This is a genomic window from Pseudomonas sp. AM14(2022) (assembly GCF_036346455.1).
Lineage (GTDB): Bacteria > Pseudomonadota > Gammaproteobacteria > Pseudomonadales > Pseudomonadaceae > Aquipseudomonas > Aquipseudomonas putida_A.
The window spans coordinates 362749-384008 of sequence record NZ_JAOTNY010000002.1 but is presented as its reverse complement, the minus strand read 5'-3'; the positions used below and the strand labels follow the sequence as shown (position 1 = coordinate 384008).

Annotated in this window: 19 protein-coding genes; 16 read left to right on the top strand and 3 right to left on the bottom strand. The window is 62.4% G+C overall.

Going from position 1 to position 21260, the window contains the following annotated elements; genetic code table 11:
• The first annotated feature begins 1 nt into the window (after position 1).
• From V3W27_RS05330 to V3W27_RS05300, 7 genes are all read left to right on the top strand, one after another.
• On the top strand, positions 2-1732 hold the full coding sequence (locus V3W27_RS05330) for a fumarate reductase/succinate dehydrogenase flavoprotein subunit (RefSeq protein WP_330206094.1): 1731 nt from the start codon (positions 2-4) through the stop codon (positions 1730-1732).
• A 26-nt stretch (positions 1733-1758) separates the two neighbouring features.
• Positions 1759-2004, top strand: coding sequence for a 4Fe-4S dicluster domain-containing protein (locus tag V3W27_RS05325; protein WP_007959413.1), 246 nt, complete (start codon positions 1759-1761; stop codon positions 2002-2004).
• Positions 2005-2255: 251 nt separating this feature from the next.
• Positions 2256-3659: an ABC transporter substrate-binding protein gene (locus tag V3W27_RS05320; protein WP_330206093.1), complete on the top strand. Its 1404-nt coding sequence runs from the start codon at positions 2256-2258 to the stop codon at positions 3657-3659.
• Positions 3660-3796: 137 nt separating this feature from the next.
• Positions 3797-4579: an ABC transporter permease gene (locus tag V3W27_RS05315; protein WP_330206092.1), complete on the top strand. Its 783-nt coding sequence runs from the start codon at positions 3797-3799 to the stop codon at positions 4577-4579.
• A complete protein-coding gene (locus tag V3W27_RS05310) occupies positions 4579-5427 on the top strand; it encodes an ABC transporter ATP-binding protein (protein ID WP_330206091.1) in 849 nt (282 codons plus the stop codon). The genes V3W27_RS05315 and V3W27_RS05310 overlap by 1 nt, the downstream gene beginning before the upstream one ends.
• The gene (locus tag V3W27_RS05305) at positions 5424-6386 is read left to right on the top strand and encodes a HEAT repeat domain-containing protein (protein WP_330206090.1); all 963 of its coding nucleotides are present in this window, start codon (positions 5424-5426) and stop codon (positions 6384-6386) included. Before V3W27_RS05310 ends, V3W27_RS05305 begins: the two co-directional genes overlap by 4 nt.
• Complete coding sequence (locus V3W27_RS05300; protein ID WP_330206089.1) at positions 6383-6661, top strand: DUF971 domain-containing protein; 279 nt, start codon at positions 6383-6385, stop codon at positions 6659-6661. Before V3W27_RS05305 ends, V3W27_RS05300 begins: the two co-directional genes overlap by 4 nt.
• Before the next feature lie 127 nt (positions 6662-6788).
• Here the strand turns inward: V3W27_RS05300 and V3W27_RS05295 are convergent, their stop codons facing one another.
• From V3W27_RS05295 to V3W27_RS05285, 3 genes are all read right to left on the bottom strand, one after another.
• Positions 6789-8447, bottom strand: a complete 1659-nt coding sequence (locus V3W27_RS05295; RefSeq protein ID WP_330206088.1) for a phosphoethanolamine transferase — start codon at positions 8445-8447, stop codon at positions 6789-6791.
• A 223-nt stretch (positions 8448-8670) separates the two neighbouring features.
• Entirely contained in the window at positions 8671-9345 is a 675-nt protein-coding gene (locus V3W27_RS05290) for a TorF family putative porin (RefSeq protein WP_330206261.1), read from the bottom strand.
• 247 nt (positions 9346-9592) lie between these two features.
• On the bottom strand, positions 9593-11335 hold the full coding sequence (locus tag V3W27_RS05285; protein WP_330206087.1) for an amidohydrolase: 1743 nt from the start codon (positions 11333-11335) through the stop codon (positions 9593-9595).
• A gap of 103 nt (positions 11336-11438) precedes the next feature.
• Here V3W27_RS05285 and V3W27_RS05280 point away from each other — a divergent pair, with 103 nt between their 5' ends.
• The 9 genes from V3W27_RS05280 (at position 11439) to V3W27_RS05240 (ending at position 21208) form a co-directional block, all read left to right on the top strand.
• On the top strand, positions 11439-12356 hold the full coding sequence (locus V3W27_RS05280) for a LysR family transcriptional regulator (protein ID WP_330206086.1): 918 nt from the start codon (positions 11439-11441) through the stop codon (positions 12354-12356).
• A gap of 110 nt (positions 12357-12466) precedes the next feature.
• Complete coding sequence (gene lexA / locus V3W27_RS05275) at positions 12467-13084, top strand: transcriptional repressor LexA (RefSeq protein WP_095136295.1); 618 nt, start codon at positions 12467-12469, stop codon at positions 13082-13084.
• Positions 13084-13701 carry a translesion DNA synthesis-associated protein ImuA gene (imuA, locus tag V3W27_RS05270; RefSeq protein WP_204896457.1) on the top strand — a complete coding sequence of 206 codons (618 nt, stop codon included), beginning with the start codon at positions 13084-13086 and terminating at the stop codon, positions 13699-13701. The genes lexA and imuA overlap by 1 nt, the downstream gene beginning before the upstream one ends.
• Positions 13702-13708: 7 nt before the next feature.
• Positions 13709-15124, top strand: coding sequence for a Y-family DNA polymerase (locus tag V3W27_RS05265; RefSeq protein WP_330206085.1), 1416 nt, complete (start codon positions 13709-13711; stop codon positions 15122-15124).
• A complete protein-coding gene (locus V3W27_RS05260; RefSeq protein ID WP_330206084.1) occupies positions 15100-18198 on the top strand; it encodes an error-prone DNA polymerase in 3099 nt (1032 codons plus the stop codon). The genes V3W27_RS05265 and V3W27_RS05260 overlap by 25 nt, the downstream gene beginning before the upstream one ends.
• Positions 18199-18485: 287 nt before the next feature.
• Positions 18486-19172, top strand: coding sequence for a CsgG/HfaB family protein (locus V3W27_RS05255; protein WP_177439976.1), 687 nt, complete (start codon positions 18486-18488; stop codon positions 19170-19172).
• 28 nt (positions 19173-19200) lie between these two features.
• Positions 19201-19569 (top strand): DUF4810 domain-containing protein, encoded by a 369-nt coding sequence (locus tag V3W27_RS05250; RefSeq protein WP_003225593.1) that lies wholly within the window; start codon positions 19201-19203, stop codon positions 19567-19569.
• Positions 19566-20225 carry a DUF799 domain-containing protein gene (locus V3W27_RS05245; RefSeq protein ID WP_330206083.1) on the top strand — a complete coding sequence of 220 codons (660 nt, stop codon included), beginning with the start codon at positions 19566-19568 and terminating at the stop codon, positions 20223-20225. The genes V3W27_RS05250 and V3W27_RS05245 overlap by 4 nt, the downstream gene beginning before the upstream one ends.
• A 293-nt stretch (positions 20226-20518) precedes the next feature.
• Entirely contained in the window at positions 20519-21208 is a 690-nt protein-coding gene (locus V3W27_RS05240; protein ID WP_027613675.1) for a GntR family transcriptional regulator, read from the top strand.
• Positions 21209-21260 lie beyond the last annotated feature (52 nt).

The window sequence follows — 21260 nt, the reverse complement described above, 5'->3', positions numbered from 1 at the left end:
CATGACCCGCAAGACCTTGGAACAGGAATACGACATCGTCGTGATCGGCGGCGGCACTGCCGGCCCGATGGCGGCGATCAAGGCTAAAGAGAAGAACCGCGACTTGCGCGTGCTGCTGGTGGACAAGGCCAACGTCAAACGCAGCGGCGCGATCAGCATGGGCATGGACGGCCTGAACAACGCGATCATCCCCGGCCACTCGACGCCGGAGCAGTACACCAAGGAAATTACCATTGCCAATGACGGCATCGTCAACCAAGCGGCGGTGTACGCCTACGCCACTCACAGCTTCGAAACCATCGAGCAACTGGATCGCTGGGGCGTGAAGTTCGAGAAGGACGAGACCGGCGATTACGCGGTGAAAAAAGTCCACCACATGGGCGCCTACGTGCTGCCGATGCCGGAAGGGCACGACATCAAAAAAGTCCTTTACCGCCAGTTGAAACGCGCGCGGGTGAGTATCACCAATCGTCTGGTTTGCACCCGTTTGCTCACCGACGCGGAGGGCGCGGTCAACGGGGTGATGGGCTTCGATTGCCGTACCGCCGATTTCCATGTGATCAAGGCCAAAGCGGTGATTCTTGCGTGCGGCGCGGCCGGTCGCCTCGGTCTGCCGTCCTCGGGCTACCTGATGGGCACCTATGAAAACCCGACCAATGCCGGCGACGGCTACGCCATGGCCTATCACGCCGGGGCCGAGCTGGCGAACCTCGAATGCTTCCAGATCAACCCGTTGATCAAGGACTACAACGGCCCGGCGTGCGCCTATGTGACCGGCCCGCTCGGCGGCTACACCGCCAACAACAAGGGCGAACGCTTCATCGAGTGCGACTACTGGAGCGGGCAGATGATGTGGGAGTTTCACCAGGAACTGGAAAGCGGCAACGGCCCGGTGTTCCTCAAACTCGATCACCTGGCCGAGGAAACCATCCAGAACATCGAAGAGATCTTGCACAGTAACGAGCGCCCGAGTCGTGGTCAGTTCCACGCCAATCGCGGCACCGATTACCGCACGCAGATGGTCGAGATGCACATCTCGGAGATCGGTTTTTGCAGCGGCCATTCGGCGTCCGGGGTGTGGGTCAACGAGCGGGCCGAGACCTCGGTGAAAGGCTTGTACTCGGCGGGTGACATGGCCGCCGTGCCGCACAACTACATGCTCGGCGCGTTCACCTACGGCTGGTTTGCCGGGCACAACGCGGCGGACTTCGTCGCCGGGCGCGAGTTCTCGACGCTGGATGCCGCGCAGATCGAGAAAGAACAAGCGCGGGTCTATGCGCCGCTGGATCGCGAACAGGGTCTGCCGCCGGCACAAGTCGAGTACAAGCTGCGGCGCTTCGTCAACGACTACCTGCAACCGCCGAAAGTGACCAAAAAAATGCAGATCGGCTTGCAGCGTTTCAGCGACATCGAGCGCGACCTCGATCAGATGAAGGCCAACAATGCCCACGAACTGATGCGCGCGATGGAAACCAGCGTGATCCGCGACTGCGCCGAAATGGCCGCGCGCGCCTCGCTGTTCCGCGCCGAGAGCCGTTGGGGCCTGTACCACTACCGCATCGATCACCCGCAGCGCAACGACAGTGAGTGGTTCTGCCATTGCCATCTGAAGAAGGGTGAAGACGGCCGCATGACCAGTTTCAAGAAACCCGTCGAGCCTTACATCATCCCGCTCGATGCCGAAGAAATGCAGGCTTATGACCGCTTGCGGGTCGGCGCATTTGCCGCTTGATACACCACAAAAAGAGAGTCCGAACCATGGCCTATCAAGCCCAGGAAATCTTCTTCCGCTCCAATGCCCCGGTCACTGTGGACGAGGACAAATGCATCGCCGAAAAGGGCTGCACCGTGTGCGTCGACGTCTGCCCGATGGACCTGCTGGCGATCAACCCGGCCACGCAGAAGGCCTACATGGCGTTCGATGAATGCTGGTACTGCATGCCGTGTGAGAAGGATTGCCCGACTGGTGCGGTGAAAGTCGAAATCCCCTATCTCCTGCGCTGATACAAATACCAGCAGACAGGAGATCCCCTGTGGGAGGGGGCTTGCTCCCGAAGAGGCCGGCATGGCTGGCATCCTTATTGACTGAAACACCGCATTCGGGAGCAAGCCCCCTCCCACACTGGAATGTTGGTAACTCAAAAAGCCATCCGGCATACCCCGGACGCTGGAATAACCGAAACCCCTCGTTTCCCACCGCGCCCTGATCGCGGCGGAGACGAACATCCAATAAATGATTCGAGGGGAAACACACCATGTTGCGTGCAGCAATCGCCGGTCTGGTACTGGCTTCATTCACCCTGTCGGCATCGGCCGAAACCATCCGCATTGCCATCGGCACCCAGGACACCACCATCAACTGCGCCGCCGGCGGGCTGTTGATTCGCGAGCTCGGTCTGCTCGACAAATACCTGCCGCACGACGGCGCCTACAAAGACGCGAAATACGACGTGCAGTGGAAAAACTTCACCAGCGGTGCGCCGCTGACCAACGAGATGGTCGCCGGCAAACTCGACTTCGGCGCCATGGCCGATTTCCCCGGCGCGTTCAACGGGGTGGCGTTCGAAACCGCCGGCAAGCACAGCCTGTTCATCAGTGTGTTGTCGGGCAGCATCAAGGGCAGTGGCAACGGCATCGTGGTGCCGAGCGCGTCCGGAGTGCAGTCGTTGAGTGAACTCAAGGGCAAGACCATCTCGGTGCCATTCGCTTCGACCGCCCACGGCATGTTGCTGCGCGCGGTGGCGGAGCAGGGCTGGGACCCGCTCAAAGACGTGAACATCATCGCTCAGCCGCCGGAAGTCGCAGGCTCTGCATTGCAGGCCGGCAAGATCGACGCCCACGCCGATTTCGTGCCGTTCGCCGAACTGTTCCCGAGCCGTGGTTTCGCCCGCAAGATTTACGACGGCGCCCAGGCCAATGCACCGACTTTCCATGGTGCGCTGGTGGATCAGGCCTACGCGAAAAAATACCCGGAAATCGTCGTCGCCTATCTGCGGGCGAGCATCGAGGCCAATCAGTTGCTGGCTGCTGAGCCTGAGAAGTACAGCGAGCTGATCGCCAAAGTCACCGGTGTCGATGCCGAGGTCAACTACCTGTTCCACGGCCCGCTTGGCGTGCAGACCCGCGACCTGAGCTGGAAGCCGGAATACCGTCAGGCGGTGGGCACCGCGATCGACACCCTGAAGCTGTTGAAAAAGGCTGATCGCGGCCTCGACCTCAACACCTTCATCGACGATCAGTACATCCGCGCCGCGTTCAAGGCCGCGAATCTGGACTACACCGCGCAACTCGCCAATTACGCGCAAACGCCGTTGAAAGCGCTGGATGCGGTGACCGGCAAAGCCATCACCGACTTCAGCCACGTCGCCGAAATCTGGGTGCGCGGCGAAGACAAAGTACGCCAGTACGCCTCGGTGGAATCGGCCTTCACCGCGTTGGCCGCTCTGAAACAGGACGGCAAAAACATCCGCGCGGTGTATGCCCAGGCCAGTGACAGCGGGATCAAATTGCTCGCCGATCAGGCGTGGTTCGCCAGCGATGCCAAGGGCCGCTTGAGCGCGTTTCTGCTCAAGGGCCAGGCCCAGCAATATGCGGCGGCGCAGGGTGGCAAGGTCTTCGACTTTACCGACGCCACGACCCAGGCCGTGGCTGCCCGCTAACCCGCAGAACAACTCGGTCAACTGTAGGAGTGAGCCTGCTCGCGATAGCGTTGTGTCAGACAACACATCAACAACTGACACACCGCATTCGCGAGCAGGCTCACTCCTACAGGGGATCTCGGTTGAAAGGAATATTTATGTTCAGTTCTGTTAAGCGCTGGGTTCCAAGGGCTGCTTCTTTGCTGCTCTGCCTGCTCTTCTGGCAACTAGCCGCCAGCCACCACTGGAATCTCGGTCTGGTCACTTTCGCCAACGTGCCAACCCCGTTGGCGGTGATCGAAGCGGCGTTGGGCCTGGGCGACTCCGGCAAGCTGCTGCAGCACCTGAGCGCGAGCCTCGGCCGCGTGTTCGCTGGCTACCTCGCGGCGTTGATCATCGGGATTGCCTTGGGCCTGGCCATCGGCCGCTCGAAATGGGCCGAAGACTTGCTGCTGCCACCGCTGGAAGTGCTGCGGCCGATTCCGGCGGTGGCGTGGATTCCGCTGGCGATCCTGATGTTTCCGTCGTCGGAGCTGTCGATGGTCTTCATCACTTTTACCGGTGCGTTGTTCCCGATCCTGCTCAACACTGTGCACGGCGTCGAAGGCGTCGACCCGCGCCTGATCGCCTCGGCAAAAAGCCTCGGGGCAGGGCGCCGGGCGATTTTGCTTGAAGTGATTTTGCCCGGCGCCGCACCGAGCATCATCACCGGCCTCGCCATCGGCATGGGCACCTCGTGGTTCTGTCTGGTCACGGCGGAAATGATCTCCGGCCAGTTCGGCATCGGTTACTACACCTGGGAGTCCTACACCATCCAGAACTACGCCGACATTGTCGTTGGCATGCTGCTGATCGGTGTGCTGGGCATGGGCAGCAGTCTGCTGATCAAGCGCCTGGGCGGGCTGTTCACGCCCTGGCATCGACCACGAGGAAAAGCCTGATGAGCGCAATGCAAACCCCGGAAGGGCGGATCGATATTCGCCAATTGTCGATCGTTCTCGGTGAGGGGCAGCAAGCCTTCGAAGCCGTGCAAGGGCTGGATTGCCAGATCGAACCGGGCCAGTTCGTGTGCATTCTCGGCCCGTCCGGTTGCGGCAAGTCGACCTTGCTCGGCGCACTCGCCGGACACTTGAGCGCCCATACCGGCAGCCTCAAAGTCGATGGCGGCGAGGTGTCCGGGCCGTCGCCACAACGCGGCATGGTGTTCCAGCATCACACGCTGTTTCCGTGGCGCACGGTGCGCGATAACGTGGCTTTCGGCCTGAAGATGCGCGGCATCGGCAAAGCCGAGCGCCAGCGTGAGGCCGATGAAATGCTCAAACTGGTGGGCCTCGACGGCTTCGCCGAGCGCTGGCCCGATCAGCTATCCGGCGGCATGCAGCAACGGGTGGAAATCGCCCGGGTGCTGGTCAACCGTCCACGGCTGCTGCTGATGGACGAGCCGTTCGGCGCGCTGGATGCCTTGACCCGCCTGAACATGCAGGAGCTGCTGCTGGACATCTGGACGCGGATTCGCACCACCGTGGTGTTCGTTACTCACGATATCGACGAGGCGCTGTTTCTCGCCGACCGCTTGCTGGTGATGAGCGCACGTCCGGGGCGAATCATCGAAGACCTGCGCCTGGGCTTTCCGCGTCCGCGCACCACTGAGCTGGTAACCAGTGCCGAATTCTCCCGCCTCAAGCGCCATTGCCTCGACCTGCTGCGCCACGACAACCCCCGACCGCTGCCGCGCCTCAATCCGCTCGGTCTGCCTCCCGAAAACCCTTTGCCGCGATTTGCCCTATGACCTCATTTTTTGCTGTGACCGATAACGACGACATCCTCGCCCTGCAACCGCGTCTGACCGCAGACGATGCCGGTGTGCGACGTATTGCCCTGATCGAACTGGCGGATCTGGAGGAGCCAGACGGATTGCTGTGGCTGGTCGAAAGACTGAGCGAAGATCCGGCCGAAGAAGTCCGCGCCGAAGCTGCGCGGCTGCTGGAAGCGTGGGAAGACGAACCGGTGGTGGCTGCGCTGTGTCAGGCGCTGACCGATCCATCTGCGGCAGTGCAGGCCGCCGCCGCGCAAAGCCTGAGCCTGCTCAAGAGTGAAGCGGCAGGCCGGGTGATTCTGCCGTGGACCGATCATGCTGAGGTCAGTGTGCGAATCGCCGCGTTCCGTGCCTTGCGCGAATTGCGTTTCGCCGAGGCCGCACCGGCTGCTATCACTGCGTTGAGCGATGCCGACGCCAACGTGCGCCGCGAAGCCGTGGGCGTGCTCGGCTGGCTCAAGCAGCTCGACGCACTGCCGGCTCTGGCGCGTCTGGCCAGCGCCGACCCGGACACCGAAGTGCGCCGCGCCGCCACCGGTGCCCTCGGTCTGGCATCCGGCGCCGAGGTGCTGCCAGCCCTGCGTCAAGCGCTGCAGGACGATGCCTGGCAAGTGCGTGAAGAGGCGGCCACGACGCTGGGCAAGGTCGGCCACAGCGACGCCGGGCCGGCGTTGATCGCAGCCCTCGGCGATGACTATTGGCAAGTGCGCCTGCGCGCCACCCGAAGCCTCGGTCGCCTGCGTTTTGCACCGGCGCTGGATGCCTTGATCGAAACCCTCGGCCATCGCATCAGCAACCTGCGCAAGGAAGCTGCGCTGGCCCTCGGTGAGTTGCATGATCGCGGCGCGGTGGCGGCGTTGCAGGCGGCGCAGGATGACGGTGATCCGGAAGTGCGCAAAGCGGTGCGGATTGCCTTGAGTCAGTTGCAATGAACCCGCTGACGGTAGGTAATTCGCAGAGCCGGCAGACGTTGCGCCTGAGCTGGCCGGACGGCCGTGAATCGTTGTTCAATCACGCCGAACTGCGCCGCCAGTGCCCGTGCTCGCAGTGCCGCGCGTTTCGCCTGAAAGGTCTGACGCCGCTGGTGGATGAGCGTGTTCGCCTGATTGAGATCAACCCGCAGGGCTACGGCGTGCAACTGGTGTTCAGCGACGGCCATCAACGCGGGATCTACCCGTGGGACTATCTGGCACAACTCGATTCTTGATGTGCCACAGCCCCTTGTAGGAGTGAGCCTGCTCGCGATAGCGGTGTATCAGCCGACATCATTGTTGAATGACACACCGCTATCGCGAGCAGGCTCACTCCTACAAGGGTATAGGTGCAACTCCGGGTTACTGCCCGGCCGTCATGGCTGGCCGGCACCCGCGAAACACATCCAGCCCCGGCTGATACAGCGCGGTCTTCACCTCGAACAACCCCAGCACCGAATGAAACAGGTTGTCATGGCTCAGATCCGGCTGCCCGGTCTTGCCTTGCAGGCAATCGCGATCAATGCCCAGTTGCGCCAGCGTGTTGTTGCCAAACCACATCACCATCGGCACATGCGTCTGCGCTTCCGGCGCCAACGCATAGGGCGCGGCGTGCAGGTACAGGCCGTTTTCACCCAGCGATTCGCCGTGGTCGGAGACGTACAGCATCGAGGTGTCCAGTGAGTCCTGATTGCGCTTGAGCAACTCGATGACCTTGGCTAGGAAGTGGTCGGTGTAGAGGATCGTGTTGTCGTACACGTTGACCAGTTCATCGCGGCTGCAACTGCCCAACTGGTTGGTGTGGCAGATCGGCTTGAAGCGTTCCATTTCCTTTGGATAGCGCTCGTAGTATTCCGGGCCGTGGCTGCCGTCGGCGTGCAACACGATGATCGCGTGGCCCTTGAGGCTGTCGATGTAGCTTTGCAGGTCGGCCAGCAGCGCCTCATCGAGGCAGTTGTTGCCGTCGCAGAACGGCCCCGGCTGGTTCTTCGCGATGTCGCGGTGCGGCACGCGCAGGCAGGTGCCTTTGCAGTCGCTGTTGTTGTCCAGCCACAGCACTTGCACGCCGGCGCGTTGCAGGATATCCAGCAGGCCTTCGTAGGTTTTGCCTTTCTTGTCGCTGTAGTCCTCACGCGGGAACATCGAGAACATGCACGGCACCGACACTGCCGTGGACGTGCCGCAGGAGTGCACCTGGGTGAAGTTGAGGATGTCCAGTTTGCTCAGCTCGGGATTGGTCTCGCGCGCATAGCCGTTCAGCGAGAAATGATCGGCGCGGGCGGTTTCGCCGACCACAAACACCATCAGCGACTTCTTCTCGCGGCTGGCGGCTTTGGCGCTCATCACCGCGTCTTCACCGATAGCCTGCACCACAAAGTGCTTTTTGATGCCCAGGCGCTGCTTGGTGTATTTGCTGATGGCGTAAATGTAGTTGGTCGGGTTGATGAAGTGGGTGAGCTTGTCTTCTTCGCGGAAGATCGGCGCATAGGTCGAATAGAACGCGCCCACCGAGGCGCCGATCACCAGCACGCACGCGGCAATCACCAGCAGCTTGTTGAGCAGGCCGCGAAAGAACGGCCGATAACGCACCGGCCAGCGCCAGATCAACGCCGCCGGCAGCACGCCGAGCAGCAACACGTAAGCCAGCAGTTTGCCGTTGAACAGCGCAGCGGCTTCGCCGGGATTGGTTTCGAACACGTTCTGGATCATCACCGTGTCGATGGTGATCCCGTATTCGTTCATGAAATACGCAGCGCAGGCCGAGAGCAGGGCCACCACAGTCAGCGCCGGTTTCAGCGTCCAGCGAAATGACACCAGGGTCAGCAGCAGGGTGATCGCCGCCCACAGGAACAGGCCGAACGAAGCGAAAAACGCCAGTTTGTGTGCACCTTGCAGGGTGATCAGCGTACCCAGCGCCTTCCAGGTCGCCAGGTTGTACAGCGCCACCAGTGCCAGGGAAAACAGCAGCACCAGACGGGTTGAAGTGATGGACGGTAAACGCAGTCCTTTGCCCAAAGCCATTACAGACATTCCTCTACTCGAATAGATCACGCGCGGAAACGCGCGTAACTGTAGAAGAACAATAGTAAAAATTTCGTAAACATCCTGTAACAAACACTCAGGTCAACGCAAAACCCTGTAGGAGTGAGCCTGCTCGCGATAGCGGTGGGTCGGCCGACATCGTTGTTGAATGCCACGCCGCCATCGCGAGCAGGCTCACTCCTACAGTGGGTATTTTGGTGGGTCAGAAGGATTTGCTCAGGCTGGCGACCACCATTGCGGTGCACACATCCTTGAACCCCCAGTTACTCAGGCACTGGCTCTGCGACAGATCGGTATCGATATAGCTCAGGCCCAACACCACTCCGGCCAGGTTGTGCGTCAGCTTGACCTCCCACTCCCGATAACTGTCCTCGCCATGCCCGGACGCCGAGTACAGGTGCGGGTCCTTGAAATCCATGTTGCCGTAACGCAGCTTCAGCCCCGAATCGAACGGCAACTCGGTTTCATAACCGACATAGGTGTAGAGCGAGCTCTGCTTGCTGTCGATCCCCGGCGCATCGCTGGAGTAATACGCCGCCAGCTTCACCCCGTAGACGCCGAGAATTCCGTAGACCTCGCTCTGGTTGAACTGGCTTTCCTTGGGATAGGCGTACTTGAGGTAACCCAGATCGAGGCTGACATCCTCGGTGGCCTGCCACAGCCAGCCGGCGTAGTAATCGACTTCCTGCCGGGTTTTCAGGCCACCGCCGAAATCGACGTTGGAGCTCCAGGCACCCGCGTACAGGCCGCTGCTATGGGCCAAGGTCAGACCGGCCTGCACGGCCGGGTCATTTTGGGTTTGCGAGATGCCGCGGGTGCGGTAGTCGCTGGCCAGGGTCAGGTCGACCAGCACGGCGAAATCGTCGTTCAGGGGGATCGCTTAGCTGCTCAAGGGCAGCAAACTGGAAAAACCGAGGGCGAACAGGGGCAAGGCTTTCATGTGAAGTCCCGGTGTTGTGATTGTTATGGGGGCTGGAAAATGCAGTGGAAATGCTTGGGTAGGGTGAAAGTCCCTGTGGGAGCGGGCTTGCTCGCGAAGACGGTGGGTCAGGTATCGAAATGTTTGCTGACCGGACGCCTTCGGGAGCAAGCCCCCTCCCACAAAAGCGAGGGGGGGCCTGTTGTTATGGGGTGGCGGTGTAGACCTGACGCCCACCAAACCAGGTTTGCAGAACCTGGGTGTCATGCAGGGCTTTTTCGTCGACGCTGAACACGTCGCGATCGACCACGATGAAGTCCGCCTGCTTGCCCGGCGTCAGCGAGCCAATCTGCTTCTCCAGGCCAATCGTGCGCGCCGCGTTGAGGGTATAGGCGTAAAACATGCTTTCGCGATCCAGACGCTCGTCGGCATTCAGCACGCCCAGCGGCCCGACGCGGGTGATGGCCTGGGCCATGGCGTTGAACGGGTTGGGCGACGACACCGGCCAGTCGCTGGCACCGGCAATCGTCGCGCCCTGTTTCAGCAGCGAGTGCGCCGGGTATTGATAACGGAAGGCGAGGGCGCTGACGTAGGGCTTGATCATGTCGGTGGTGTAGTCGTCGGCGCTGGCCCACAGCAGTTGCATCGAAGCGATCACGTTCAGCGGCTTGAAGCGGGCGAACTCTTTCGGGTTGACCATCTGCAGGTGCGTGATCGAGTGAGTGATGCCGCTCTGCCGATCCTTGCGCGCACGTTCGATGCCATTGAGTGATTCACGCACCGCACGGTCGCCGATGGCGTGGATGTGCACCAGCCAGCCGCGCTGGTCGATGGCGCTGACCAGTTCGCCGAAATGCTCTGGATCGATCAGCAGTTCGCCCTGTTTGTGCGAGTTGCGGTACGGGTCGATCATCGCCGCGCTCTGCGCCGGGTACTCGATCACGCCGTCGGCGAAGATCTTGACTCCGGGCAGGGTGAGGTTGGGGATGCCCTGAAATTGCTGGCGCACCTTATCCAGCGTATCGAGATCGGCCGGCAGGCTTTTCGGGTTGGCGACCAGCAACGCTGCGACGTGCACGCTCATGTCGCCGCTTTCCGACAGCGCTTTGTAAGCCGGCAGCACGCCGACGGTTTTCTCGGTGGGTTTGAGCGCGAACACGGCCTCGCCCGGTGCGGCGTTGGCGGCCGGGTCCATCCACGCGGTGATGCCGAGGCTGTTGTTGAAGCGCACCGCGGATTTGGCTGCGGTGAGCATATCGGCCGGGCTCGGCACCGGCATTTTCGCGGCGACCCGGTCCCAGCCGGCATCGACCAGAAAACCATTGGGCTCGCCGCTGGCCAGTTTGCCGATGGTGTCTTGTTCAGCAGCGGGCAGGGTCTTGAGCAACGCCGCGTCGATGCCGGCGCGCTTGAGCATCACGTTGTTGGCCCACGCGGTGTGGTGATCGCTGCCGGTGAACACCACCGGCACGTCAGCCCACTCGCCGTGGTTGAAGGTCTTGCCCAGCGCTTCGGCCTGCGCCCAGTACGCTGAGCTCATGCCGGCAATGCTCAGCACATCGCCATGTCTGGCCTTGCCGTCGTCACGCCAGCCGCGCAGGCGTTTTTCCAGTTCGTCGAGGGCGACGACTTCGTCTTCCATGTTGGCCGAGACCATTTCCAAGCCACCGAAAATCGCATGGGAATGGCTGTCGATCAAGCCTGGCATCAGCGTCTTGCCGCCGAGGTCGATCACCTGCGTGCCGGGTTCGATCAGCGCCTTGATCTGCGCATCGCTGCCGACTTTCAGCACCTTGCCGTTTTCCACGGCCAGCGCCTGCACCTTTGGTTGCGAGCGGTCGGCGGTGAAAATCTTGCCGTTGACCAGCACCAGATCGGTGGCGGCCATGGCTTCCATCGAGGCAAAACTTATCGCGCTCACCAACAGACTCGGGATGAATCTTTTCATTGAAGATTTCCTTGTTATTGCGTCTGATGGCCAGATTAGTGGCTGACACTGGCCGACAGAACGCCTCCCTCACGAAAAACGTTTTTGCCTGAATGGAAAAAGCATGGACAAGTTGGGTGCACTGAAAATGTTCGTGGTTACCGCGCAACTTGGCAGTTTCAGCCGCGCGGCCGAGCAACTGGGCAAGACACCTTCGGCCCTGACCAAAGCGGTCAATCATCTGGAGTCGGAACTTGGCGCGCGGCTGTTCGAACGCAGTACGCGGCGGATTCTGCTGACCGAAATCGGCCAGGTCTATCTGGAAACCGCGCGGCTGGTGTTGCAGCGACTGGAGGAGGCCAGCGAGGAAATCGAGCAGTTGCAGCACGGTCTGCGCGGCAGCCTGAAAATCACCGCACCGCTGGCGTACGGGCGGGCGTTTCTCGATCAGGTGTGCGACGGCTTTTTGCAGCAATACCCGCAGATCAGCCTGCAAGTGGACCTGTGCGACGCGTTCGTCAATCTGCTGGAAAGCGGCTACGACCTGGCCTTGCGCGAGGGCCATGACGACCTGCCGGGGCTGATCGCCCGGGTGGTCGGCAGCAATCGGCTGGCGTTGTGCGGCAGCCCGGACTATCTGGCGCGCAAGGGTTTGCCGGTCACCCCACAAACCCTCGAACAGCATGAATGGCTGCTGTATCAGCACCCGTTGCTCAGTCGCGAGTTCTGGTGGGCCGAGCGCGACGGCCAGCGCCTGAGCCTGGCGCAGCCATCGGCGCCGTGCTTGCGCAGCGACAATTACGACCTGCTGCTGGCCAGCGCGTTGGCCGGACGCGGTTTGCTGCACACGCCGCTGTGGAGCGCCGCGCCGTACATTGCCGACGGGCGTCTGGTGCGAGTCATGGCTGACTATGAAATCGACCCCGACACCTTCGGCCCGCACATTCTCGCGGTGTACCCCAGCCATCGACGGGCCACGGCTAAAGTGGTGGCGTTCATCGATTACATCGCCGCCTTCCTCGCCGAACGCGGCCTCAACTGACGCCCCGTTCCCCTGTAGGAGCTGCCGCAGGCTGCGATCTTTTGATTTTTGTGGATCGCCGGCCCAGGCCGACTGGCGGTGCTTGTCAGTAAAATCCCACAGGAGTACAAATGTACTCCATGACAAACCTGACTCCCCGCCGTACCGCCATCCTGACCTTTATCCGCGAACGCATCGCCGAACACGGTCAGCCCCCAAGCCTCGCTGAAATCAGCGAGGCTTTTGGTTTTGCCTCGCGCAGCGTGGCGCGCAAGCACGTGCTGGCGCTCACCGAAGCCGGGTTTATCGAGGTCAACCCGCATCAGGCCCGGGGCATTCGCCTGCTCGGGCAACCCGCGCGGCCGGAGCTGCTGGACATTCCGGTGCTCGGCCGGGTCGCTGCCGGCGCTCCGATCGGTGCCGATGCCGACATCCATAACCGCTTGATGCTTGATCCCGCGCTGTTCTCCCGTGCGCCCGACTACATGTTGCGGGTGCAGGGCGACTCGATGATCGAGGACGGCATTCTCGACGGTGATCTGGTGGGAGTGAAGCGCAATCCCGAAGCGCTCAACGGGCAGATCGTGGTGGCGCGCCTCGACGGTGAAGTCACGATCAAACGCTTCGAACGTGTCGGCACTACAGTGCGCCTGCTGCCGCGCAACCCGGCGTACCAGCCGATTGTCGTGCGCGATGATCAGGACCTGGCCATCGAAGGGGTGTTCTGCGGTCTGGTGAGGCAAGGCTGATGGGCGCCGTCGTTGCACTCGATACGCTGTTCAATGGCGGCCAGGTCTGGAAGGGCCGGCCTGCGCCGCCGGCTGCCAGCCCGCAACCCACCGGGCATGCCGCGCTGGATGCGGCACTGCCCAGCGGTGGCTGGCCGGAAGCGGCGCTGAGCGAAATCCTCCTGGCCGGGCCCGGGGTTGGCGAGTTGCAACTGGTGTGGCCGACGCTGGCGCGGCTGTCGGCGGCGGGCGAGCGCATCGTGCTGGTAGCGCCACCGTTCGTACCGTACCCGCAGGCGTGGGCGAACGCCGGGGTCGATCTGCGTCAATTGTCGGTAATCCAGGCCAGCGAACGCGATGCCTTGTGGGCGGCGGAACAATGCCTGCGTTCCGGCAGTTGCGGCGCGGTGCTGTGCTGGCCGCACAAGGCCGATGACCGAGCGTTGCGGCGTTTGCAGGTGGCGGCGGAAACCGGCCAGACCCTGGCGTTTGCCTGGCGCCCGTTGAGCGAGGCGATCAACCCGTCGCCGGCCGCGTTGCGCATTGCCATCGACGCCAGACCGGCGCAGTTGCGCGTGCTCAAGTGCCGTGGCGGGCTGGCGCGCACCGCGCCGATTGCGTTTACCGTGGGGCACTGAGGTCGTCATGCGCTGGGTGTGTATTCTGTTCCCGCAATTGGCCCTCGACGCGGTGCTGCGTCAGCGTGCCGATCCTGCTGAGCCGTTGGTGCTGCTCAGTGGCCCGGCCCAGCGCCGAGTCTTGCAAGCAGTTAATCCGGCTGCGCGTCAACTAGGCTTGCGCGCCGGCCAGTCGATGACCGCCGCACAAGCGTTGAGCAAAGGTTTTGCCACCGCCGATTACGACCTCGCCGAGGTCGAGCACTGGCAGCAGTTTCTCGCCGCGTGGGCCTATCGTTTCAGCGCGCAGGTCAGCGTGCATTATCCGCGTACCGTGGTGTTCGAGATCGAGTCGAGCCTGGGCCTGTTCGGCTCCTGGGCGCAGTTCGAAGCGCGGCTGCGCAAGGAACTGACCGAGCTGGGCTTTCGCCATCGCATCGTCGCCGCACCGAATCCGGTGGCGGCGCGGGTGCTGGCCAACGCCTACGACGGTCTGGTGGTACCTGACGGTGAGGCCCTGCAGCATCACCTCGGAAAGTTGCCCGTCGACCGTGTCGGGCTGGAGCCGCAGGTCGCCACCGCGCTGACGCGCATGGGTCTGCGCAACCTGAACCAGCTGCAGAGCCTGCCGCGTCAGGCCCTGGCCCGGCGCTTCGAGGCGTCGATGCTCAAGCATCTCGACACGTTGTTCGGCGCACGGCCGCTGGCCTTGGCGTTCTATCTGCCGCCGGATCGTTTCGATGTGCGCATCGAACTGAATTTCGACGTGCAATCCCATCAGGCGCTGTTGTTCCCGTTACGCCGCTTGACCGCTGACCTGTCGGCGTTCCTCTGCGGACGTGACAGCGGCGTGCAGCGTTTCGACCTGCATCTGGAGCACGCCGGGCTGCCGGACACGCTGATCAAGGTCGGCCTGCTCAGCGCCGAGCGCGATCCGGCGATGCTCTTCGAACTGGCCCGCGGGCGACTGGAGCAAGTCCAGGTCGAGGCCCCGGTGCGCGGCTTTCGCCTGCGTGCCGAAGACCTGCCGAGTTTCGTGCCGCAGTTTCAGGAACTGTTCGATGACCGTCCGCAACAGACCTTGCCTTGGGAGCAATTGCGCGAACGTCTGCGTGCACGGCTCGGCGATGACGCGGTGCAGGGCCTGCGCTTTCAGGCCGACCACCGCCCCGAATGTGCGTGGCAGAACGGCGTCGACAAGCAGCGTTGCAGCGGTTTGCCGAGCGTGCAGCGTCCGGGTTGGCTGCTCGGCGAACCGCAGAGCGTGGCCGAAGGTTCGGCGCGGATTCTCATGGGCCCGGAGCGCATCGAATCCGGCTGGTGGGACGGAGACGATGTGCGCCGCGATTACTACCTGATCCAGAACCGCGCCGGTCAGCAGGGCTGGGCCTATCGAGCCGTGGGCGAGGGCGGGCCGTTGTGGCTGCAAGGCTGGTTTGCATGAACCACGGCTATGCCGAGCTGCACTGCCTGTCGAACTTCAGTTTCCAGCGCGGTGCCTCCAGTGCCCTTGAGCTGTTTCAGCGGGCGAAAAAACACGGTTATCAGGCGCTGGCGATCACCGACGAGTGCACCCTGGCTGGGATCGTCCGGGCCTGGCAAGCGGCGAAATCGGTAGAGCTGCCGCTGATCATCGGCAGCGAAATACGCATCGACAACGGCCCGAAACTGCTGCTGCTGGTGGAGAATCTTGCGGGCTATCAGGCCTTGTGCGGCTTGATCACTCAGGCCCGGCGGCGTACGCAGAAGGGCCAGTACCAGGTGCTGCGCGAGGATTTCAGCGAGCCGCTGCCGGGGTTGTTCACCGTGTGGGTGCCGGACAGCATCGATGACGTGGAGGAGGGCCGTTGGCTGAAACAGACCTTCGGCGAGCGTCTGTATCTGGCGGTGCAGCTACATCGCGGGCAGGACGATCAGCGGCGGCTGGCGGCACTGCTGAGTCTGGCCGAGCAACTGCAGATCGCCGCCGTGGCCAGCGGCGACGTGCACATGCACGCCCGTGGGCGGCGCGCCTTGCAGGACACCATGACCGCGATCCGCCATCACGTCCCGGTGGCCGAGGCCGGATTGCGCCTGCACCCCAACGGCGAGCGGCATCTACGCAGCCTCGAGGTGTTGCGTGAGCTTTATCCGCCGGCGTTGCTCGACGCCTCGGTGCAACTGGCGCGGCGCTGCACTTTCGAGCTGAGCGAGTTGCGCTATCAGTATCCGAAGGAGCTGGTGCCGCAGGGGCACACCGGCAGTTCCTGGTTGCGCCAACTGACCGAAGAAGGCATTGCCTGGCGCTGGCCAAAAGGGCCGCAGGCCAAAGTGCTCAAGCAAATCGACGATGAGCTGAAACTGATCGCCGAGCTCGGCTACGAAAGCTACTTCCTCACCGTGCACGACGTTGTACGTTTCGCCCGCGATCAGCAGATCCTCTGTCAAGGCCGTGGTTCGGCGGCCAACTCGGCGGTGTGTTTTGCCTTGGGCATCACCGAGATCGATCCGGATCGCACCACGCTGCTGTTCGAGCGTTTCATGTCGAAAGAGCGCAACGAGCCGCCGGACATCGACGTCGATTTCGAACACGAGCGTCGCGAAGAAGTCCTGCAATACGTGTTTCGCCGTTATGGCCGGCGGCGGGCGGCGTTGACGGCAGTGGTCAGCACCTACCACGCTGCCGGGGCGGTGCGTGACGTGGCCAAGGCGCTTGGGCTGCCACCGGATCAGATCAATGCACTGGCCGATTGCTGCGGCCACTGGAGCGACGAAACACCGCCGCTGGCACGCTTGCTCGAAGGCGGCTTCGACCCCGACAGCCCGGTGCTGCGTCGGGTGCTGAGCCTGACCGGGCAACTGATCGGCTTCCCCCGACACCTGTCGCAACACCCGGGCGGCTTCGTGATTTCCGAGCAGCCGCTGGATACGCTGGTGCCGGTGGAAAACGCCGCCATGGCCGAGCGCACGATCATTCAATGGGACAAGGACGACCTCGATGCGGTCGGGCTGCTCAAGGTCGATATCCTCGCCCTCGGCATGCTCAGTGCGATCCGTCGCTGCTTCGACTTGCTGCGTCGTCATCGGCATCTGGATCTGAGCCTGGCGACGATTCCTGCTGAAGACAAACCGACCTACGAGATGATCAGCCGCGCCGACACCATCGGTGTATTTCAGATCGAATCGCGGGCGCAGATGTCGATGTTGCCGCGCCTGAAACCGGCGAAGTTCTACGATCTGGTGATCGAGGTGGCGATCGTCCGCCCGGGGCCGATTCAGGGCGGGATGGTCCATCCGTACCTGCGCCGGCGTAACAAGGAAGAACCGGAAACCTATCCCTCGCCGGATCTTGAAGTGGTGCTCAAACGCACCCTCGGTGTGCCGCTGTTTCAGGAACAGGTGATGCAGATCGCCATCGTCGCCGCCGACTACAGCCCCGGCGAGGCCGATCAGTTGCGCCGCTCGATGGCCGCGTGGAAACGCCACGGCGGGCTGGAACCGCACAAGGCACGGCTGGCCGCCGGTATGAAGAAAAACGGCTACACCGAGGAATTCGCCGCGCAGATCTTCGAGCAGATCAAGGGCTTCGGCAGTTACGGCTTTCCCGAATCCCACGCTGCCAGTTTTGCCTTGCTGACCTACGCCAGTTGCTGGCTCAAGTGCCACGAACCGGCGGCGTTCGCCTGCGCGTTGATCAACAGCTGGCCGATGGGTTTCTACAGCCCGGATCAGATCCTTCAGGACGCCCGTCGGCATCAGTTGCAGATCCGTCCGGTGGACGTGCGTGCCAGCGACTGGGATTGCAGTCTGGAGCCGATCAGCGGCGCGCAACCGGCGATTCGCATGGGCCTGCGGATGATCAAGGGCTTTCGCGAGGACGACGCCCGGCGCATCGAAGCGGCGCGGGCGCGGGGGGCGTTTGCCGATGTCGCCGATCTGGGCGAGCGGGCCGCGCTCGACAGTCGCGCCCAGGCATTATTGGCAGACTCCGGCGCGTTGCGTGGCATGGCCGGGCATCGGCACCGCGCGCGCTGGGAAGTGGCCGGGGTGCAGAAACAGCTGGGCCTGTTTGCCGGTTTGCCAAGTCAGGAAGAACCCGATGTGCTGCTACCCAAACCGAGTGTCGGCGAGGACCTGCAGGCCGATTACGCGACAATCGGCACCACGCTGGGGCCGCATCCGCTGGCGCTGCTGCGTGGCGAACTGAAGGCGCGGCGTTGCCGCAGCTCTCAGGAGTTGCTGGACGTCGAGCATGGTCGGCCGGTGAGCATCGCCGGGCTGGTCACCGGGCGGCAGCGACCGGGCACTGCCAGCGGCGTGACCTTCGTCACCCTCGAAGACGAGTTCGGCAACGTCAACGTGGTGGTCTGGCGCGATCTGGCCGAGCGCCAGCGTCAGGTGCTGGTCGGCTCGCAATTGCTCAAGGTCGATGGCCGCTGGGAGCGGGAGGGCGAAGTGCGGCATTTGATCGCCGGGCGATTGAGCGATCTGACTCCGTTGCTCGATGGCATCCGCGTGCAGAGCCGCGACTTTCACTAAACCCCAGAACACCACATATCCCCCCCCCTGTGGGAGCGGGCTTGCTCGCGAAGACGGTGTGTCAGTTGGCAAATAAGTGGCTGACACACCGCTTTCGTCGGAACGCCGCCCGGAGCAAGCCCGCTCCCACAGGGGGATTTGTGTGCGTCCAAACAAGCCAATTGATTGACGTCAAAAATCTCTGTCACCAATGGTGGCACTTTGTCATAATGCCGCCCCTTTTCCGCTCCCCACCGCCTTGCCGTGCCGGGACACACCGTTTTTTTCAGAAGGAATGCACAGTGAGAATGATCTCCCGGATGTTGGTCTCAGGCGTTGCGATTGCCGTGCTCGGCACCCTCGCCAGCTCCCTTGCCGGGTGCGCCACCGAAAGCTCCCGCGCACTGCCGGTGGCCAAGGTCGAGAGCGCCACGCAAGTATGGACCGGTGCTCGCGTGCCGATGGCGGTGGGCAAGTTCGATAACCGCTCCAGCTACATGCGCGGGATCTTCTCCGATGGCGTTGATCGTCTCGGCGGCCAGGCCAAGACCATCCTGATCACTCACTTGCAGCAGACCAACCGTTTCTCGGTACTGGATCGCGACAACATGGGCGAGATCCAGCAGGAAGCGGCGATCAAGGGCCAGGCCCAGCGCCTCAAGGGCGCCGACTACGTGGTCACCGGTGACGTCACCGAGTTCGGCCGCAAGGAAACCGGCGACCACCAGTTGTTCGGCATTCTCGGCCGTGGCAAGACCCAGGTCGCCTACGCCAAGGTCAACCTGAACATCGTCAATATCAGCACCTCCGAAGTGGTGTATTCGACCCAGGGCGCCGGCGAATACGCCTTGTCCAACCGCGAAATCATCGGCTTCGGCGGCACCGCTGCGTACGACTCCACCCTCAACGGCAAAGTCCTCGATCTGGCCATGCGCGAGGCGATCAATCGTCTGGTCGATGGCATGAACGCCGGTGCCTGGAAACCGGGCAACTGATCGTTATTCATTGCAAGGAGCAACACCCATGAATCTGACTTTGTCGCGGTCGCTGCTGGCCCTGACGCTGGCCGCGAGCGCTTTGCTGGCCGGTTGCAGCAGCCCGAAAACCCTGTACCAGTGGGAAGACTACCAACCGCAGGTCTACGAATACTTCAAAGGCGAAGAGCCGAAAGAAGCCCAGGCCGAAGTGCTGGAGCGCGACCTGCAGAAGATCCGCTCCACCGGCAAGGCGGTGCCGCCGGGCTACCACGCGCACCTGGGCCTGCTGTACCTGAGCATGGGCAAGGACGATCAGATGGTGCAGCAGTTCCGCACCGAGAAAGCGCTGTTCCCCGAGTCCGGCCCATACATGGATTTTCTGCTTAAAAACGCCAAGACCGGAGACGCCAAATGATCTCGCGCACCCTGAAACTGCTGGCCGCCGGTTTGGCCCTGACCGTGCTCGGTGGCTGCGTCGCGCCGAAAACCGTGGATTACTCGGCGTACAAGCAGGCACGGCCGAAGACCATTCTGGTGCTGCCGCCGCTGAACACCTCGCCGGACGTCAAGGCTTCCTACAGTTTGCTGTCGCAGGTGACGTTCCCATTGGCCGAGGCCGGTTACTACGTGCTGCCGATCACTCTGGTGGATGAAACCTTCCGCCAGAACGGCCTGACCACCCCGGATGACATTCATCAGGCACCGGCCAACAAGCTCAAGGAAATCTTCGGCGCCGACGCTGTGCTGTACATCACTGTGACCGAGTACGGTACGCGCTACATGGTGATCAGCAGCGAAACCGCGGTAACCGCCACCGCCAAGCTGGTCGACCTGAAATCCGGCACCACGCTGTGGACCGGTTCGGCACGGGCGTCGAGCGAAGAGGGCGGCAACAACAGCGGTGGCGGCCTGGTCGGCATGCTGATCACTGCCGCGGTGAAGCAGGTGATCAACAGTTCGACCGATGCCGGGTATCCGATTGCCGGCGTGGCGAGCAATCGCCTGTTGTCGGCCGGTCAGCACGCCGGTCTGTTGTACGGCCCGCGTTCGCCGAAATACGGTACGGACTGATTTAGGTACGACACAAAAACCTTTGTAGGAGTGAGCCTGCTCGCGATAGCGGTTTGTCAGACAACATCAACGTGACTGACACACCGCTATCGCGAGCAGGCTCACTCCTACCAGGGAAATGTGTTAATCAGTGTTATTTGGCAGCGGCCAAAACCGCTCCTCCCCACCCTCGAAAAAATCCCCGTATCCCCTGCATCTCGACGCCGAAGGCGATATCCTGCGCCACACTTATCTGCGCAAACGGCGAATAACGCTGCAACACCGCGTTTGCCCGAGGCTAAAGGAGTGTTCGAATGACCGAGAAGAAACTGGAAACCACGGTCGACCGCGTCTACCAAGGGGTTTACCAGGCGATCAGCAAGCGTTCGCTGCGTCCGGGGATGAAGCTGGGCGAAGCGTCCCTGGCCGAACTGTTCAATGTCAGCCGCACGTCGGTACGCGCCGCGCTCAAGCAACTGGAAGCCGAGGGGCTGGTCACCACCGAGCCGAATAAAGGTGCATCGGTGTCGCTGCCCAGCAACGAAGAGATCCGCTCGCTGTTCGAAACCCGGCGTCTGATCGAAATCGGCATGGTCACCGAACTCTGTCGGCGCAAGGACACCGCCGCCATGCAGGTCTTGCGCGAGCACCTGCTACTGGAGGACGCAGCCCACGCGGCAGGCGATCACGAGCAACTGATTTACCTGCTCGGCGAGTTCCACCTCAAACTGGCGCGCAGCCTCAACAACCCGGTGCTGCTCGACTGGTTCCAGAAGCTGATTTCCCGCGCCTCGCTGTATGTCGCTGCACTGGATGACGACAGCCATGAAGCCTGCCGTGACAACGAACATCTGCGCCTGATCGAATACATCGAGGCGGGCGACCAGAGCGCCGCCATCGAACTGACCTGCACGCATTTGAACGGCATCGAGAAGGCGATTCTCGACGTCGCGGCGAAGATGAAAACTGGCTACCATCCCCTCAAGCACCTGATCGGGGTCTGATCCGGGCCTGGTCTGAAATCGGCTATACCTCTAATGAAACCATTACGGCCGA

Excerpts from the sequence above, each read along its gene's own strand:
- V3W27_RS05240 (WP_027613675.1), top strand. The coding sequence starts at position 20,519 with ATGACCGAGAAGAAACTGGAAACCACGGTCGACCGCGTCTACCAAGGG.
- V3W27_RS05315 (WP_330206092.1), top strand. The coding sequence starts at position 3,797 with ATGTTCAGTTCTGTTAAGCGCTGGGTTCCAAGGGCTGCTTCTTTGCTG.
- V3W27_RS05320 (WP_330206093.1), top strand. The coding sequence starts at position 2,256 with ATGTTGCGTGCAGCAATCGCCGGTCTGGTACTGGCTTCATTCACCCTG.
- V3W27_RS05265 (WP_330206085.1), top strand. The coding sequence starts at position 13,709 with ATGCGCTGGGTGTGTATTCTGTTCCCGCAATTGGCCCTCGACGCGGTG.
- V3W27_RS05280 (WP_330206086.1), top strand. The coding sequence starts at position 11,439 with ATGGACAAGTTGGGTGCACTGAAAATGTTCGTGGTTACCGCGCAACTT.
- V3W27_RS05250 (WP_003225593.1), top strand. The coding sequence starts at position 19,201 with ATGAATCTGACTTTGTCGCGGTCGCTGCTGGCCCTGACGCTGGCCGCG.
- V3W27_RS05310 (WP_330206091.1), top strand. The coding sequence starts at position 4,579 with ATGAGCGCAATGCAAACCCCGGAAGGGCGGATCGATATTCGCCAATTG.
- V3W27_RS05305 (WP_330206090.1), top strand. The coding sequence starts at position 5,424 with ATGACCTCATTTTTTGCTGTGACCGATAACGACGACATCCTCGCCCTG.
- V3W27_RS05295 (WP_330206088.1), bottom strand. The coding sequence starts at position 8,447 with ATGGCTTTGGGCAAAGGACTGCGTTTACCGTCCATCACTTCAACCCGT.
- V3W27_RS05255 (WP_177439976.1), top strand. The coding sequence starts at position 18,486 with ATGATCTCCCGGATGTTGGTCTCAGGCGTTGCGATTGCCGTGCTCGGC.
- imuA (WP_204896457.1), top strand. The coding sequence starts at position 13,084 with ATGGGCGCCGTCGTTGCACTCGATACGCTGTTCAATGGCGGCCAGGTC.
- V3W27_RS05330 (WP_330206094.1), top strand. The coding sequence starts at position 2 with ATGACCCGCAAGACCTTGGAACAGGAATACGACATCGTCGTGATCGGC.
- V3W27_RS05300 (WP_330206089.1), top strand. The coding sequence starts at position 6,383 with ATGAACCCGCTGACGGTAGGTAATTCGCAGAGCCGGCAGACGTTGCGC.
- V3W27_RS05325 (WP_007959413.1), top strand. The coding sequence starts at position 1,759 with ATGGCCTATCAAGCCCAGGAAATCTTCTTCCGCTCCAATGCCCCGGTC.
- lexA (WP_095136295.1), top strand. The coding sequence starts at position 12,467 with ATGTACTCCATGACAAACCTGACTCCCCGCCGTACCGCCATCCTGACC.
- V3W27_RS05245 (WP_330206083.1), top strand. The coding sequence starts at position 19,566 with ATGATCTCGCGCACCCTGAAACTGCTGGCCGCCGGTTTGGCCCTGACC.
- V3W27_RS05285 (WP_330206087.1), bottom strand. The coding sequence starts at position 11,335 with ATGAAAAGATTCATCCCGAGTCTGTTGGTGAGCGCGATAAGTTTTGCC.